Annotated in this window: 13 protein-coding genes; all 13 read right to left on the reverse strand. The window is 70.7% G+C overall.

Annotated features, from left to right (window positions below):
• Positions 1 to 8 precede the first annotated feature (8 nt).
• A complete protein-coding gene (locus tag OHS33_RS06415; RefSeq protein WP_330329401.1) occupies positions 9 to 860 on the reverse strand; it encodes an FAD binding domain-containing protein in 852 nt (283 codons plus the stop codon).
• Positions 857 to 3,268 (reverse strand): xanthine dehydrogenase family protein molybdopterin-binding subunit, encoded by a 2,412-nt coding sequence (locus tag OHS33_RS06420; protein WP_330329402.1) that lies wholly within the window; start codon positions 3,266 to 3,268, stop codon positions 857 to 859. The genes OHS33_RS06415 and OHS33_RS06420 overlap by 4 nt, the downstream gene beginning before the upstream one ends.
• 5 nt (positions 3,269 to 3,273) lie before the next feature.
• Positions 3,274 to 3,738, reverse strand: coding sequence for a (2Fe-2S)-binding protein (locus OHS33_RS06425; protein ID WP_330329403.1), 465 nt, complete (start codon positions 3,736 to 3,738; stop codon positions 3,274 to 3,276).
• Between the two features lie 2 nt (positions 3,739 to 3,740).
• The gene (locus OHS33_RS06430) at positions 3,741 to 4,367 is read right to left on the reverse strand and encodes an NADPH-dependent F420 reductase (protein WP_330329404.1); all 627 of its coding nucleotides are present in this window, start codon (positions 4,365 to 4,367) and stop codon (positions 3,741 to 3,743) included.
• A 26-nt stretch (positions 4,368 to 4,393) separates the two neighbouring features.
• On the reverse strand, positions 4,394 to 5,878 hold the full coding sequence (locus tag OHS33_RS06435; protein ID WP_330329405.1) for an aldehyde dehydrogenase family protein: 1,485 nt from the start codon (positions 5,876 to 5,878) through the stop codon (positions 4,394 to 4,396).
• Between the two features lie 33 nt (positions 5,879 to 5,911).
• A complete protein-coding gene (locus tag OHS33_RS06440; protein WP_330329406.1) occupies positions 5,912 to 6,652 on the reverse strand; it encodes a type 1 glutamine amidotransferase domain-containing protein in 741 nt (246 codons plus the stop codon).
• Between the two features lie 70 nt (positions 6,653 to 6,722).
• Positions 6,723 to 7,466, reverse strand: coding sequence for a MinD/ParA family protein (locus OHS33_RS06445; protein ID WP_330329407.1), 744 nt, complete (start codon positions 7,464 to 7,466; stop codon positions 6,723 to 6,725).
• Positions 7,466 to 8,788 (reverse strand): PP2C family protein-serine/threonine phosphatase, encoded by a 1,323-nt coding sequence (locus OHS33_RS06450; RefSeq protein ID WP_330329408.1) that lies wholly within the window; start codon positions 8,786 to 8,788, stop codon positions 7,466 to 7,468. The genes OHS33_RS06445 and OHS33_RS06450 overlap by 1 nt, the downstream gene beginning before the upstream one ends.
• Before the next feature lie 28 nt (positions 8,789 to 8,816).
• Entirely contained in the window at positions 8,817 to 9,284 is a 468-nt protein-coding gene (locus tag OHS33_RS06455; protein WP_330329409.1) for an ATP-binding protein, read from the reverse strand.
• Between the two features lie 20 nt (positions 9,285 to 9,304).
• Complete coding sequence (locus OHS33_RS06460; protein WP_330329410.1) at positions 9,305 to 9,616, reverse strand: STAS domain-containing protein; 312 nt, start codon at positions 9,614 to 9,616, stop codon at positions 9,305 to 9,307.
• A gap of 24 nt (positions 9,617 to 9,640) precedes the next feature.
• The gene (gene glgX, locus OHS33_RS06465; protein ID WP_330329411.1) at positions 9,641 to 11,779 is read right to left on the reverse strand and encodes a glycogen debranching protein GlgX; all 2,139 of its coding nucleotides are present in this window, start codon (positions 11,777 to 11,779) and stop codon (positions 9,641 to 9,643) included.
• A complete protein-coding gene (locus OHS33_RS06470) occupies positions 11,776 to 12,117 on the reverse strand; it encodes an STAS domain-containing protein (protein ID WP_330329412.1) in 342 nt (113 codons plus the stop codon). The genes glgX and OHS33_RS06470 overlap by 4 nt, the downstream gene beginning before the upstream one ends.
• A gap of 37 nt (positions 12,118 to 12,154) precedes the next feature.
• A complete protein-coding gene (locus OHS33_RS06475; RefSeq protein ID WP_330329413.1) occupies positions 12,155 to 13,975 on the reverse strand; it encodes an AGE family epimerase/isomerase in 1,821 nt (606 codons plus the stop codon).
• Position 13,976: the final 1 nt, after the last annotated feature.

Raw genomic sequence — 13,976 nt, forward strand, 5'->3', positions numbered from 1 at the left:
GGCCACGCTCAGCCGAGCGCGGTCCATGCGGCCTGGGCCCGTGCGAGGGCCCGGGCGGTCAGTACTCCCGCGAGGTGGCCGAGGTACTCGGCCGAGGTGCCGCGCCCGGGGACGAAGAGTTCCCGCGGTTCGGCGCGGAAGGCCGCCAGGACCACCGGTGTCGGGTAGGCGTCCCGGCCGCGCAGCCGCTCCTCGATGCCGTGCGGCCGCAGCGCTCTGGCGGTGGCTCCGGTGACCGCGATCCGCGGCCCGTCCGGGGTGATGCGTACGGCGACCGCGCAGACCGGGTAGCGGGTGGCCCGGTCGGCGGTCTTCTCGAAGGCGGCGGCGGGCCCGGCGGCGGGCACCAGCAGCGCCGTGATCAGGGCGCCGGGAGGTGCGCCGCCGGCCGTGAACTCCTCGGCGGTCAGGGTGGACCGGCCGCCGGGGGCGGCGAGTTCGACCAGGGCGTCGGCGGCCAGGGCGGCCACCGGCAGGTCGGTGGCCCGGCCGGGCGCGGCGAGGTTGCCGCCGACGGTGCCGAGGTTGCGGACCTGCGGATCCCCGTTGGCGCGGGCGGCGGCGGCCAGTTCGGGGGCCTCGGTCAGCACCAGCGGGTCGGCGGCGAGTTCGGCGAGGGTGGTGAGCGCGCCGATCCGCAGCCCCCCGGGGGTGCGCTCGGTCCCGCGCAGCTCGTCGAGGCGGCGTACGTCGACCAGCAGCCGGGTCCCGGTCCCGCCGGGGTCGGCCTCCCCGGTGCGCAGTCCCGGGAGCAGGCTCTGGCCGCCGGCCAGGATCCGGGCGCCCGGGGTGCCCGCGAGGAGGGTCAGGGCCTCGTCCACGCCGACGGGCCGGACGTAGTCGAATGCGGTGAGGATCACTGCTCCGCTCCTTCTCCGCGCAGGCGGCGCCAGACCTTCTCCGGGGTGAGGGGCATGTCGATGTGCCGGACGCCCAGGTCGGAGAGGGCGTCGACGACCGCGTTGACCACGGCGGCCGCGGGCGGCACGGTGGCGATCTCCCCGGCTCCCTTGGCGCCCAGCGGGTTGTGCGGGCTGGGGGTGCAGGTCTTGTCCAGGGCGAAGAAGGGAACGTCGGCGGCGCGGGGCAGGGCGTAGTCGCGCAGGTCGGCGCTGACCAGGAGGCCCTGGTCGTCGTATTCGGCGGCCTCCATCAGGGCCTGGCCGAGGCCGTGCACGATGCTGCCCTCGATCTGGCCGAGGACCACCTTCGGGTTGCCGATGTTGCCCGCGTCGTCGACGGCGGTGTAGGCCACCACCTCGGTCTCGCCGGTGAGTTCGTCCACTTCGACGACGGCGACGTGGCTGCCGAAGGGATAGTTGAAGTCCGGCGGGTCGAAGTGGGTGGTCTCGTCGAGCGCGGGTTCGATCTCGGGGGGCAGTCCCCAGCCGTACCACATGGCCATGGCCAGTTCGGCGAAGGTCTTCGCGTTCTCCTCGTTGCCCTCTTCGAAGACCTTGCCGTTCGCGTAGACGGCCCGGTCCTCGGGGATGCCGAGGAAGACGGCTCCGGCCCGGACCAGCTTGCTCTTGATCTTGCGGGCGGTGAGCGCGATGGCGGGGGCGGCCATGCTGTAGGAGCGGCTGCCGTAAGTGCCCTGCCCGTAGGGCGCCTTGAGGGTGTCGCCCTCGTAGACGTTGACGGTGTTCACGTCGATGCCGAATTCATCGGCGGCGACCTGGGCGAAGACCGTGCCGTGGCTCTGGCCGGTGGAGGCGGAGCCGACGGTGACGCTGACCTCGCCGGTCGGGTGGACCCGGATGTTCGCGCTCTCCCAGGTCCCGCCGAGCATGCCCTCCTTGGACATCCGGGTGGAGGGGCCGACCCCGCAGATCGCGACGTAGGTCGCGAGGCCGACGCCCAGGCGCTTGCCGCGGGTGCGGGCCTCGGCCTTGCGGGCGGGCATGTCGGCGTATCCGGAGAGTTCCAGGGACCGTTCGAAGTTCTCCTGGTAGTTCCCCGAGTCGTAGGTCCAGCCGAGGCCGTTGTCGTACGGGAACTTCTCGGCCGGGACCAGGTTCCTGCGCCGGACGGCGGCCGGGTCCATGCCGATCTCCCCGGCGTACCGGTCCACCAGGCGTTCCATCAGGAAGGCGGCCTCGGCGCGGCCGCTGCCGCGCTGGGCGCCGAGCGAGACGGTGTTGGTGAAGGCGGCGTAGACCTCGCAGAACGCGGCGTCGATGGCGTACATGCCGGTGATGGATCGCCCCATCAGGGCAGTGGCCACACCGGGGCCGATGGTGGAGGGGTACGCGCCGAGGTTGGCGTAGCTGGTGCAGCGCACGGCGGTGATCCGGCCGTCGCGGGTGCCGGCCAGGGTGACGTGCTGGCGGTGGTCGCGGCCCTGGACGGTGGAGTTCATCAGGCCGGTGCGGGTGTCCACCCATTTCACGGGCCGCCCGAGCGCCTTGGCGAGCACCAGGACCAGTGCCATGTCGGGGTACAGGTACCCCTTGGTGCCGAAGCTGCCGCCGACGGTCGGGGCGATCACCCGGAGCTTGTTGAAGGGGATGCCGAGGACCAGCGCGGAGAGCAGGAAACGGTGGTTGTGCGGGCCCTGGGTGGAGGCGTAGAGGGTGTATTCGCCGGTGGCCTTGTTGTAGTCGCCGACCGCGCCGCGCGGTTCGATGGGGCTGTTGATGGTGCGCTGGTTGACCAGGTCCAGCTCTACCGTGACCTCGGCGGCGGCGATGGCCGCGTCGGTGCGGTCCTTGTCGCCGCAGGTCCAGTACGCGTTGAGGTTGCCGGGGACGGCTTCGTGGAGCTGCGGGGCGCCCTCGGCGAGCGCGTCGTCGGCCCGGGTGACCACGGGCAGCGCCTCGTACTCCACGCTGATCGCGGCGAGCGCGGCCACGGCCTGGCGCTCGGTCTCGGCGACGACCACGGCGATGGGGTCGCCGACGTGGCGCACGGCGTCGCCGGTGAGCACCGGGCGGGCGCCCGGAAGTCCGTAGGGGTGGGGCGGGAAGTGGCTCTCCACCCCGCCGGGGATCCAGATGCAAGGCAGCGGCATCAGATCGGGGAAGTCGGCCGCGGTGGCCACTTTCAGGACGCCGGGCAGCTGCTCGGCGGCCTTGGTGTCGATCCCGAGGATCTTCGCGTGCGCGACCTCGCTGCCGAGGATCGCCATGTGGGCGGTGCCGGGCAGGTTCACGTCGGCGACGTACACGGCCTCCCCGCGCAGCAGTTGCGGGTCCTCGCGGCTGTCGATCGGCTGCCCGAGCAGGCCCGGTCCCTGGAGGGCGCTCTCCCCCGTCACTGCGGTCATGGCGTTCACCCCTCCTGTCTCGACGTCGCGCAGGCGCGCTGTACGCCCCGGACGACACTGTGGTAGCCGGTGCAGCGGCAGAGGTTGCCGGTGAGCCATTCGCGGATCTCGGGCTCGGTGGGGGCGGCGCCCCCGGCGGTGGAGTCGACGAGTTCGCCGAGCGCCATGACCATGCCGGGGGTGCAGAAGCCGCACTGGGTGCCGTGCTCCTGGCGCAGGGCCTCCTGGAGTCCGGTCAGTTCGCCGCCGGGGCCGGCCACGCCCTCGATGGTGGACACCTCGGATCCGGCCGCGGCGACGGTGATGACGAGGCAGCTCTTGACGGACTTCCCGTCGAGCCGGACCACGCAGGACCCGCACTGGCCGGTGTCACAGCCGACCTTGGTGCCGGTGAGGCCCAGTCCGTCGCGGAGCCGTTCGACGAGCAGTTCGTTCGGCTCGGCCGCGAACCGCTCCTCGGCTCCGTTCACTTTCAGTGTGATATCCATGCAAGGGCCTGCGCTTCCGTGAGCGGCCGGTTGAAGAGGGGACCGCCGGGCTGCTGGAGAATTCCTCCGGAATGCAGCGGACCGGTGTCGACTGCGGCGAATCCGAGATCGTTGATGATTCCCGCGACGATTTCCTTGGCTTTCGGGTCGTCGCCCGCCGTGTAATGCGCGAGGCGCTCCGCCGCGGTCGCGGCCCCGGCGGATCCCGCGACCGCGAGCGTTTCGAAATGCATGGTGTTCAGCGATTTCACGATCCGGGCGCCCGGATACCATTCGGCGACCAGTTCGCTGGAGGCCTTCGGGCCGAAGTCCCGGGGCGTGCCCCGTCCGTCGAAGGCGTTCATCGCGTCCACGAGCACCGTGCCGTCGACGGCGGAGGCGGGCAGCAGCCCGGCGGCGCTGTCGAAGGGCATCATCAGCACCAGGAGTTCGGCGCGCTCCGCGGCCTGGGCGGCGGTCGCGGCCTGTGCGTCCGGGCCGAGTTCGGCGAGGAGCGGGCCGAGGGAGCGCGGGCCGCGCGCATTGGCGAGGACGACCTGGTGGCCGGCCGCGACGAGGATCCGCGCGAGGGTCGCGCCGATCCGTCCGGTGCCGATGATGCCGGTGTTCATGGGCCTCACACCAATCTGTCGGTCCGTCAGTCCATGCCGATCCAGACCGACTTGGTCTGGGTGTAGCTCTCCAGGGATTCGGGGCCGCACTCGCGGCCGAAACCGGAGGCCTTGTAGCCGCCGTAGGGCACCGAGGGGTCGTACTGGTTGTAGCAATTGACCCAGACCGTCCCGGCCTTGATCTGCGAGGCGACCCGGTGGGCGCGGCGCAGGTCCTTGGTGTGCACCCCGGCGGCGAGGCCGTACGCGCTGTCGTTGGCGATGCGTACGGCGTCCTCCTCGGTGTCGAAGGGGATGACCGACAGGACCGGCCCGAAGATCTCCTCCTGGGCGATCCGCATCCCGTTGTCCACGCCGGTGAAGATCGTCGGCAGGAAGTACAGTCCTTCGGCCGAGGCCCCTTCGGGGGTCCAGCCGGTGCCGCCGACGCGCAGCACGGCGCCTTCCTTCTGGCCGGTCTCGATGTACGAACTGACCTTGTCGAACTGTCCCTGGTGGGCCAGCGGCCCGAACAGGGTGGCCGGATCGCGCGGGTCCCCGGGTTTGAGGGCGGCGGCCCGGCGCACCAGGCGCTCGACCATCTCGTCGTGGATGGGGCGCTGGAGCAGCAGCCGCGAGCCCGCGGTGCAGATCTCGCCCTTGTTGTAGTAGATGCCGAAGAAGGCGAGTTCCTCGGCGGCGTCGAGGTCGGCGTCGGCGAAGACGATGTTGGCGGACTTTCCGCCGAGTTCCATCGTGACCTTCTTCAGGGTGCCGGCGGCCCTGCGGATGATGGACTGGCCGACGACGGTGGAGCCGGTGAAGGCGATCTTGTCGATGCCCGGGTGGCCGGTGAGGGTCTCGCCCAGCTCCACTCCGGGCCCGGTGATCACGTTCAGCACCCCGTCCGGGATCTCCGCCTCCTGGAAGAGTTCGGCGATCTTCAGGGCGGTGAGCGGGGTCGCCGGGGAGGGTTTGTGGACGACCACGTTGCCCGCCGCGAGGGCGGGCGCGATCTTCGTCATCGACAGCAGCAGCGGGAAGTTGAAGGGGGTGATGGCGCAGACCACCCCGACGGGTTCGCGCAGCGTGTAGGCGAGCTGCCCGCCCGCCGGGGCCCGAGAGGAGCCCTCCACCCGGGTCACGGCCCCGGCGTAGTAGTGCATGAGCTGGGCGGCCATGGGCGCGTCCACGGTGCTGGAGAACGCGAACGGCTTGCCCATGTCCACGGTTTCCAGCAGCGCGATCTCCTCCAGGTCCCGCTCGATCAGCTCGCCGACCCGGTTCAGCCTGAGCGCGCGCTCCTGTGCCGAGAGTCTGCTCCAGGGGCCTTCCTCGTACGCCGTGCGGGCGGCGGCCACGGCCGCGTCCGCGTCGGCTGCGGCGGCCTGGGCCACCGGCACGATCTCCTGGCCGTCCACGGGGCTGATGTCCGGTTCGGTCCGGCCGTCCCGGGGCTCTACCCAGGTGCCGCCGATGAACAGTTTCCCGGGGTTGGCCAGGGGCTGGCCCTTGAGCAGACGCTTCGTCATGGCTGCCTTCCGGTATCGGGTGCGGGCGGTGTGCTACCCCTGCGGGAGCTGACGCAGGAACGTCTCGGCAAGGGCCTTGGAGGAGTAGGGGTTCTGGCCCGTGGTGAGCCTGCGGTCCACGACCACGTGCGAGTCCCAGATCGCCTCGGCCTTCTCGTAGCGGGCGCCGAGCCGGGTGAGTTCGGCTTCGAGGATCAGCGGGAGCCGGCCCGCCATGTTGGTGACCAGCTCCTCGCCGTGCGAGAAGGCCGTCATCCGGTAGCCCTCGAAGGGCCAGCGCCCCTCGCCGTCGCGCAGCGCGAGCAGCGAGGTGTGGCCGTGGCAGACCGTCGCGAGCGGCTTGTCCTGGGCGATGGCCCAGCGCAGGATCTGCGCCAGTTCATCGGACTTGGGCAGGTCGCCGATGGCTCCGTGGCCGCCGCTGATGTAGATCCCGTCGTAGTCGGCGATGTCCTTCTCGCCGAGGGACTCCAGGGCGAGGGGCGACCGCAGCTGCGGGGTGTCCGCGATGACCCGCAGGTACTCGGCGGCGTTGGCCGCGTCGTTGTCCTCGGACCCCTGCGGCCGGACCCACTGCAGGAACGCCGCGTCGACGCTGGTCTGGTCGACCGTGGGGGCCCGGCCGCCGATCGTGGCGAGGTCCACGGTGTGGCCCGCGGCCTTGAACAGCGACCAGGGCACCACGAATTCCTCGGCCCAGAATCCCGAGGGGTGCTGTTCACCGTCCAGCAGGTGGAGCGTGGCCTTGGCCGTCATGACGACGAGAATCTTCATGACTGTTCTCCTTGTTTCCGATTCGCTGCCGATTCAACACGCCCCCCGCAAGGGGCGTAAGGGGGTGACCTCAGGCACGTGATACTTCGTCACGTGCGTCGAGCACCGTGATGATGGTGCGGAATTCATCGACCATGGGGTGGTCGGGATGGGCTTCGGCGAATATGCGTTCGCCGTACAGTGCGGCCAATTCCGGGGCGTACGGCAGGATTCCGGCCAGCGGCGCGCCGTAGACCTCCTCCGCGCAGCGCCGGAAGCGGGCCGGGTCCACGCCCTGCGGGGCCATGCTCATCACCAGGGCGCGCCGGCAGGAGAGCCGCCCGGCCAGGGCGATCGTCTCCTCGACCCCGGAGAGGTCGATCCGGTCGGCCCGCGCGAGGATCAGCAGGACGTCGGCGCTCGCCATGGCGGTCACCGATTCGTTGCTGAGTCCGGCGTGGGTGTCGAGCAGCAGCACGTCCAGGGCGAAGTAGGAGGCCAGCCGGTCGAAGCCCTCCGGGAGCAGCCCGACGTCGTAGCCCGTGGTCATGATCTCCCGCAGGGCCGCGCTGCCGGTCCTGGCGGGTACGACGTAGAGCCCGGGGACGCCGGCCGGCTGGGCCGCGGCTTCGATCTCGCAGCGGCCGAGCAGGTAGTCGGCCAGCGACGGGCCCGGTCCGAGCCGGAAGAGCAGGTCGAGGGTGGGTGACTGGATGTCGGTGTCGACCACCCCGACCCGGCGACCCGCGGCGGCGAGCAGCAGCGCCAGGTTGGCCAGCACGGTGGACTTGCCGGTGCCGCCGCGGTGCGAGTGCACCACGATGGTCCGGGCCATCAGGCCACCGCCCGCGCGGCCGGTCCGGGATGCGTCGCCGGTCCGGGACGCGCGGCCGGTCCGGGATGCCCGCCGCCGGGCCCGTCGCCGCCCACGTGCGGCCCCCGCGCCGCAGGTGGCCGGTGCAGGGCCAGCATGGTGACGTCGTCGTGCTGTTCCGCGGCCCCGGTGTGTTCCCGTACCGCGGTGTCCATCCGGTCGAGCAGGTCCCGGCCGCGCAGCGGTGTCCGGGCGAGCAGGTCGAGCATCCGCTCGTCGCCGAGGAAGGTGCCGTCCGGGCACCGGGCCTCGGGCACCCCGTCGGTGAAGATGAAGAGGGTGTCCCCGGGGTCGAGCTGGGCGTATCCGAGGGTGTAGACGCAGTCGGGCAGCACCCCGACGGCCGGGCCGGTGACGTCCAGCGGTCTGGGGCCGGAGCCGTCGGCGCTGAGCAGCAGGGGCGGGTTGTGGCCGCCGTTGATGTAGACGAGGCTGCCGGTGAGCGGGTCGAGGACGCCGAAGAAGAGGGTGGCGAAGTAGCCCTGCCGCAGGTGGTTGCGGGTGAGGTAGCCGTTGGTCGCGGTGACCGCGTTGAGCAGCGGGGTGGCGCCGACGACCGGGATGCGTCTGCTGCTTCCGGTGCGTCCGGCGGCCACCAGGTTCTGCAGCCCGCTGTTCTCGGCGGTGTGCCGCAGCAGCGAGCGGATCAGGGCCATGAAGAGGGCCGAGCCGACGCCCTTGTCGCAGACGTCGGCGACGACCACGGCGAGGCGGCGGCGATGGGAGATCTCGAAGACGTCGTAGAAGTCCCCGGCGACCTGGCGGGCGGGCCGGAAGCGGACGTCGATCTCCCAGCCGTCGGGCACGGGCAGGGACTCGGGCAGGAATCCGGCCTGGATCTCGCGGCCGATCTCCAGTTCCTTCTCGTAGCTCATGAGTTCGGCGCGGGCGTCGGCTTCGCGCAGGGTGCGGCCGAGTTCGGCGCGCTCCGAGCAGGTGTGCAGCCGGGCCTGCACCAGGGCGGGCAGGAAGGGGGGTACGAGGTAGTCGTGGCCGATGCGTACGTGTTCCTCCAGGGCGGCGAATCCGTCCACGGTCCAGACGACCACGATCGGGGCTCCGGCCCAGCGGCGCAGCCTGCGCACGACCGTGCGCACGGAGTCGCCCGGCACCTCGGCGGGGGCGAGCAGCACGTCGGCGACGGGCAGCACGTCCACCGGGCCGGTGAGCAGCTCCGAGAGCGTACGGGCGACCACGGCGGCGTCCATCGCCTCCAGGGCGGCGAGCAGTTCCCTGGGCGGGGGCGGGTTCGCGTCGAGGACGATCACGGTTGTGGAGGGCATGGGCCGTTCCCCTCTGCCTGCGCGGGTGTCATCGCTGCGGCCGCGGGCCCGCGAGGACGGTCAGCGTGCTGATGTTGCGGCCTTCCCTGCGTACGTAGCCGAACTCGTCCACGCTGGTGAGCGCGAGGTGGATGCCGAGGCCCCCGATCCGCCGCCGTTCGGGCGGCAGGTCGGTGGCGGGCGGCAGGCAGCCGGCCACCGGGTCGAACTCCGGGGCGGCGTCCTCCAGGACGATCCTCGCCCGCCCGGCCCCGGCGCGGCCCAGGACGGTGATCCGTCCCTCGCCGCCCCGGTAGCCGTGCGTCACGATGTTCGTCGCCAGTTCGTCCACCGCGAGCCGGAGCCGGTAGGCGGCCCCCCGGTCGAGTCCGGCGGCCACCGCCACCGCCCGCACGAAGTGGGCGATGGCGGTGAGCGAGCCGAGGACGGCCGGGACGTGCAGCTCGGTCGTGGCCGGGTCGCTCAGGCGGGCCCCGTGCTGCGGGCTAGCGCCCATGGATCCGCTCGCTCAGGCGCTCACTCATCGGAGAGGACGATGCTGCGGTCCAGCCCGGCCGTCCGGATGGTCCGGGAGACCGGCTCGATCGCGCCGACGACCTTGATGGTGACGTGGGCGGCGACCTTCTGCTGCGCGAAGACCAGCGAGCGCAGCCCGGCGCTGGCCATGTAGCCGACACCGGCCATGCGGATCTCGACGGTGCTGGTGCCGTGCCCGGCGGCCTTTTCGATGGTCTGGTGGAAGTCGGGCGCGGTGTTGGCGTCCAGTTCGCCCGCCAGCTCGATCACGGTGGTGTCGCCCTCGATGCTCAGGGACACGGAAAGCGGCATGTCAGGTCTCCTTCGGCCGTGCGGTCAGGACGTCTCGGGATCCGGTGCGCGGCCGACGAGGATGACGACCGAGCGCGGACCGATCAGGTACTTGCCGGAGTTCTCCAGTTCGGCCTCGCCGCCCGGGGAGCGGATGTCGTGCGGGGCGGTGGCGCCGGTGTCGGCGAAGAGGTGCCAGCTGCGGTGCCCCGGGAGGGCGGGCAGTTCCAGGTCGTGCGGTTCCCAGTGCGCGTTCATGGCGACGTACACGACGTCGTCGTCGGCGGGTCCGCACCGGGCGACCGCCAGCAGGCGGCTGTCGGGCGACCAGTCGGGCTGCCAGGCCCGCTCGCCGTGCCAGCTGATGTCCGGGAGGCCGACGTGGTCGCGGACCTGGCCGGTGGGGTGGGCGGTGGAGCGCAGTTCGCGGTGGTGTTTGCGGAAGGCGATCAACTGCCGCGCGAAGCGGAGCAGTTCGGCGTTGTCGTCGACCTGGTTCCAGTCGAACCAGGAGAGTTCGTTGTCCTGGCAGTAGGTGTTGTTGTTGCCCTGCTGGGTGCGGCCGACCTCATCGCCGGCCAGCAGCATGGGGATGCCCTGGCTGGTGAAGAGGATGGCGAGGGCGTTCTTCATCTGGCGCAGCCGGAGCGCGTTGACTTCGGGGTCGTCGGTCGGCCCCTCGGCGCCGCAGTTCCAGCTGGCGTTGTCGTTCCCGCCGTCGTTGTTGTACTCGCCGTTGGCCTCGTTGTGCTTCTCGTTGTACGAGACCAGGTCGGCCAGGGTGAAACCGTCGTGCGCCGTCAGGAAGTTGACGGAGGCCGCGGTGCCGCGCCCGGCGTACAGGTCGGGCGAGCCGGCGATGCGGGTGGCGAGTTCCCCGGTGACTCCGGGGTCGCCCTTGAGGAAGCTGCGGACGGTGTCGCGGTACTTGCCGTTCCACTCCGCCCAGCGGCCGTAGGCCGGGAAGTTGCCGACCTCGTAGAGGCCGCCCGCGTCCCAGGCCTCGGCGATGAGCTTGGTGTGGCGCAGGACGGGGTCGTAGGCGAGCAGTTCCAGCAGCGGCGGGTTGGGCAGCGGGGTGCCGTCCAGGTCCCGGCCGAGGATGGCCGCGAGGTCGAAGCGGAAGCCGTCGATGTGGTAGTCGGCGACCCAGTGGCGCAGGCAGTCGAGCACGTAGTTGCGCACGACCGGGTGGTTGCAGTTGACCGTGTTGCCCGTGCCGCTGAAGTTGAAGTAGTACCCCTCCGGCGTGAGCATGTAGTACGTGGCGTTGTCGAGGCCCTTGAAGGAGATGGTCGGGCCGAACTCGTTGCCCTCGGCGGTGTGGTTGAAGACGACGTCGAGGATGACCTCGATGCCCGCCGCGTGCAGGTCCTTGATGAGGGTGCGGAACTCGTCGCCCTGCATCCCGTAGCGTCCGGTGGCCGCGTATCCGGCCTTCGGTGCGAAGAACGAGACGGTGTTGTAGCCCCAGTAGTCGAAGAGCTTCTCGCCGGTCTCCGGGTTGGAGCGCGGGTTGTCGCTCTCGTCGAACTCGAACACGGGCAGCAGCTCTATGCAGTTGACGCCGAGTTCCTTGAGGTACGGGATCTTCTCGCGCAGGCCCGCGAAGGTGCCGGGGGCCGTCACGCCCGAGGAGGGGTGCCGGGTGAATCCGCGCACGTGGGTCTCGTAGACGACGAGGTCGGTGGCGGGGATCTGCAGCGGTGTGTCGTCGCCCCAGTCGAAGTCCTGGAGGCAGACCCGCGAGCGGTACTGGTAGGCCCGGTCCCGGTCCGGCTCCACGCCCCACACGTCGCGGCCGCTGATCAGCCGGGCGTAGGGGTCGGAGAGGATCTGGCGGGCGTCGAAGCGGTGGCCGGTGACCGGGTCGAAGGGTCCGTCGGCCCGGTAGCCGTATTCGATGTTCTCGTGGTCGAGGCCGAAGACGGTCATGGAGAAGACGCTGCCGGTGCGGAATTCCTGGGGGAAGTCCAGCTCGGCCATCGGCTCGGGCGCTCCGCGCTTGAAGAGGACCAGGGACATGGAGGTGGCCTGGTCGGAGAAGACGGAGAAGTTGACCCCGCCGGGGACCACGTTGGCCCCGAAGGGGAACGGTTTGCCGGCGCGGACGCCGTACCCGCTCACCTCGTGAGTCGGGTAGGCGTCGACGCGCAGCACCTGTTCGGAGCGGCTCTCGCTCATCGCACGGCCGGTTTTCTGGCGGCCGCGGCGGCCTCGCCGGTCTCGAAGAAGTCGAGGAAGCCGGTGGCCGACATGACGAACCGGACTTCCTCGCTCACCCCGTGCAGGGTGACGGCGACGCCGGCGTGCTGGGCCTCGCGGTAGACGACGAGCAGGGTCCGCAGGCCCGCGCTGGAGACGTAGGTGACGGCGGTGAGGTCGATGCGCAGCGGTCGGCCCTCGCGGACCAGCGGCAGCAGCGACTGGAGCAGGGACCCGGAGGTCTCGCTGTTGATCTCGCCGGTGACGACGAGCACGGTGCCCGTCTTGTTCCGGCGTTCCTTCACACTGAGTGTCATGGTCTTCCCCTCGTGTTGGGGCGCCCCCCGTTGAGCGCTACTTGTTCACCGGCCGCAGCCGGACCTTGACCTTCACCCGCCCCTGGACGTCGGGCAGCCGCACGGTGAGGCCGTCCGCGTCGAAGTCCGTCCACGGCTTCTCGTCGATCTCGACGGACGCGACCTGGACCGAGCCGGCGGGGAGCAGGTCGGGCGAGACGCGCAGCACGCGGTCGGGCAGGCCCGCCGGGTCGGGCTGGAAGTGGAAGTCCATCTCCTGGCCGTTGATCAGCAGGTTGTTGTAGACGGCGGAGAGGTAGCACAGCTCCGCCGAGTGGTACATGGACATCGAGTGGCTGCCCTTGAGCCGCTCGGTGCCGAGCAGGTACGGCGTGCCGCTGGCCAGCACGTTGAAGTAGACCGCTCCCTCGTCGTGGTCGAGGAAGAAGGTGTTGTAGAAGGCTTCGGCCTGGCGTCCCTCGCGCAGGAAGTCCTCGTCGCCGAGGGTGCCGTGCAGGATGAGGTAGGCGAGGATCGCCTGTTCCTGCTGCCACCACGCCTTGCGGTCGTGCCAGGCGAAACGATACGTCTGGGCGTCGCCGCTCTTCAGGCGCTCCACGACGTCGTACCAGCCGCCGCGCTGGAGGTCGCTGCCGGCCTCCGGCATGATCTCGCCGATCCGGCGGGCCAGCTCCTCGTAGGCGGGCTTCGCCTTCAGGGAGTTCATCCGCATCAGGTTCCAGGCGATCTTGAGGTTGTGGCCGACGACCGCGCGGTTCTGCTGCCAGCTGTGCGTGGTGTCGTGGGACCAGTCGCGGTGGAAGCGTTCCTGGACGAACGGGCTGTTCTTGTAGTCCGGGAAGCGGTCCGCGATGGTGTCGAAGGTGTACTCCAGGAAGTCGGCGTACTTCTGCTCGCCGGTCGCCAGGTACAGGTTGATCAGGTAGGCGGGCGCGTGGTCCCCGACCGAGTTCCAGTTCTTGCGCTCGCGGTTCTCGCCCAGCGACTCGTGGTCGGCGCTGAAGAGGATCGGGTCGATGTGCGAGTAGTAGCCGCCGAGTTCGGCGTCGTGGAAGAACTTGTCGAACAGCCGGATGGTGGCGTCCGCGTCGTTCTTGATCCGTACGTCGCCGGTCACCCGGTACGTCTGGACCGGCCCGGCCAGCGCGTAGATCTGCTCGTACATCGGGATCGCGTCGTAGTCGTCGGAGAACTCAGAGGTGAAGAGCTTGCGCTCGCTGTCCCCGTCGACGCTGATGCCGTGGTACCAGAAGACCACGTCCTCCTCGCTGTCCACGACCCGCATGTGCTTGCGCAGGTACTCGGTGCCGCGCTCGGCGACCTCCAGGTACTCGTCCTTGCCGGTCAGCAGGTAGGCCGAGGCCATGCCGTAGACCAGCCGGGAGATGGTGTCCGTCTCCTGGACGTGACTGGCGGTCTTGTCGCCGCCGAGGCGGACCTCGGTGCGGTACTGCGTGAAGTCGACCGGGCCGTCGCCGAACTGGGCGCGCCGGTAGAAGGAGGCCAGCGACTCGATCTGCTTGACCCACCAGCTCGGCTCCTCGAAGCGGTAGTCCTCGGCCCCGCGGCCCAGGAACACCAGCCGCTTGGCCTCGAACCGGCCCCCGTGCTCCGGGTAGTGCACCCCGTAGACGTAGAGGAAGCGGCCCGGCGAGAGCATCTCGTCGATGTGCCCGGAGGCGTCGACGTAGGGCTCGTCCAGGTTGCGGACCAGCTCGGCGCTGGGGTCCCCGGCGAGCGAGACCTCGAACTCGCGTCCGTCGGCGGTCTTCAGGCGCAGGGCGCGGGTGGTGGAGTCGAAGCGGCCGACGTAGCCCGCGATGGTGTCGGAGAAGGAGAAGCTCACGGCATCCGCCATG

It is taken from the genome of Streptomyces sp. NBC_00536, from assembly GCF_036346295.1.
Taxonomy (GTDB): domain Bacteria; phylum Actinomycetota; class Actinomycetes; order Streptomycetales; family Streptomycetaceae; genus Streptomyces.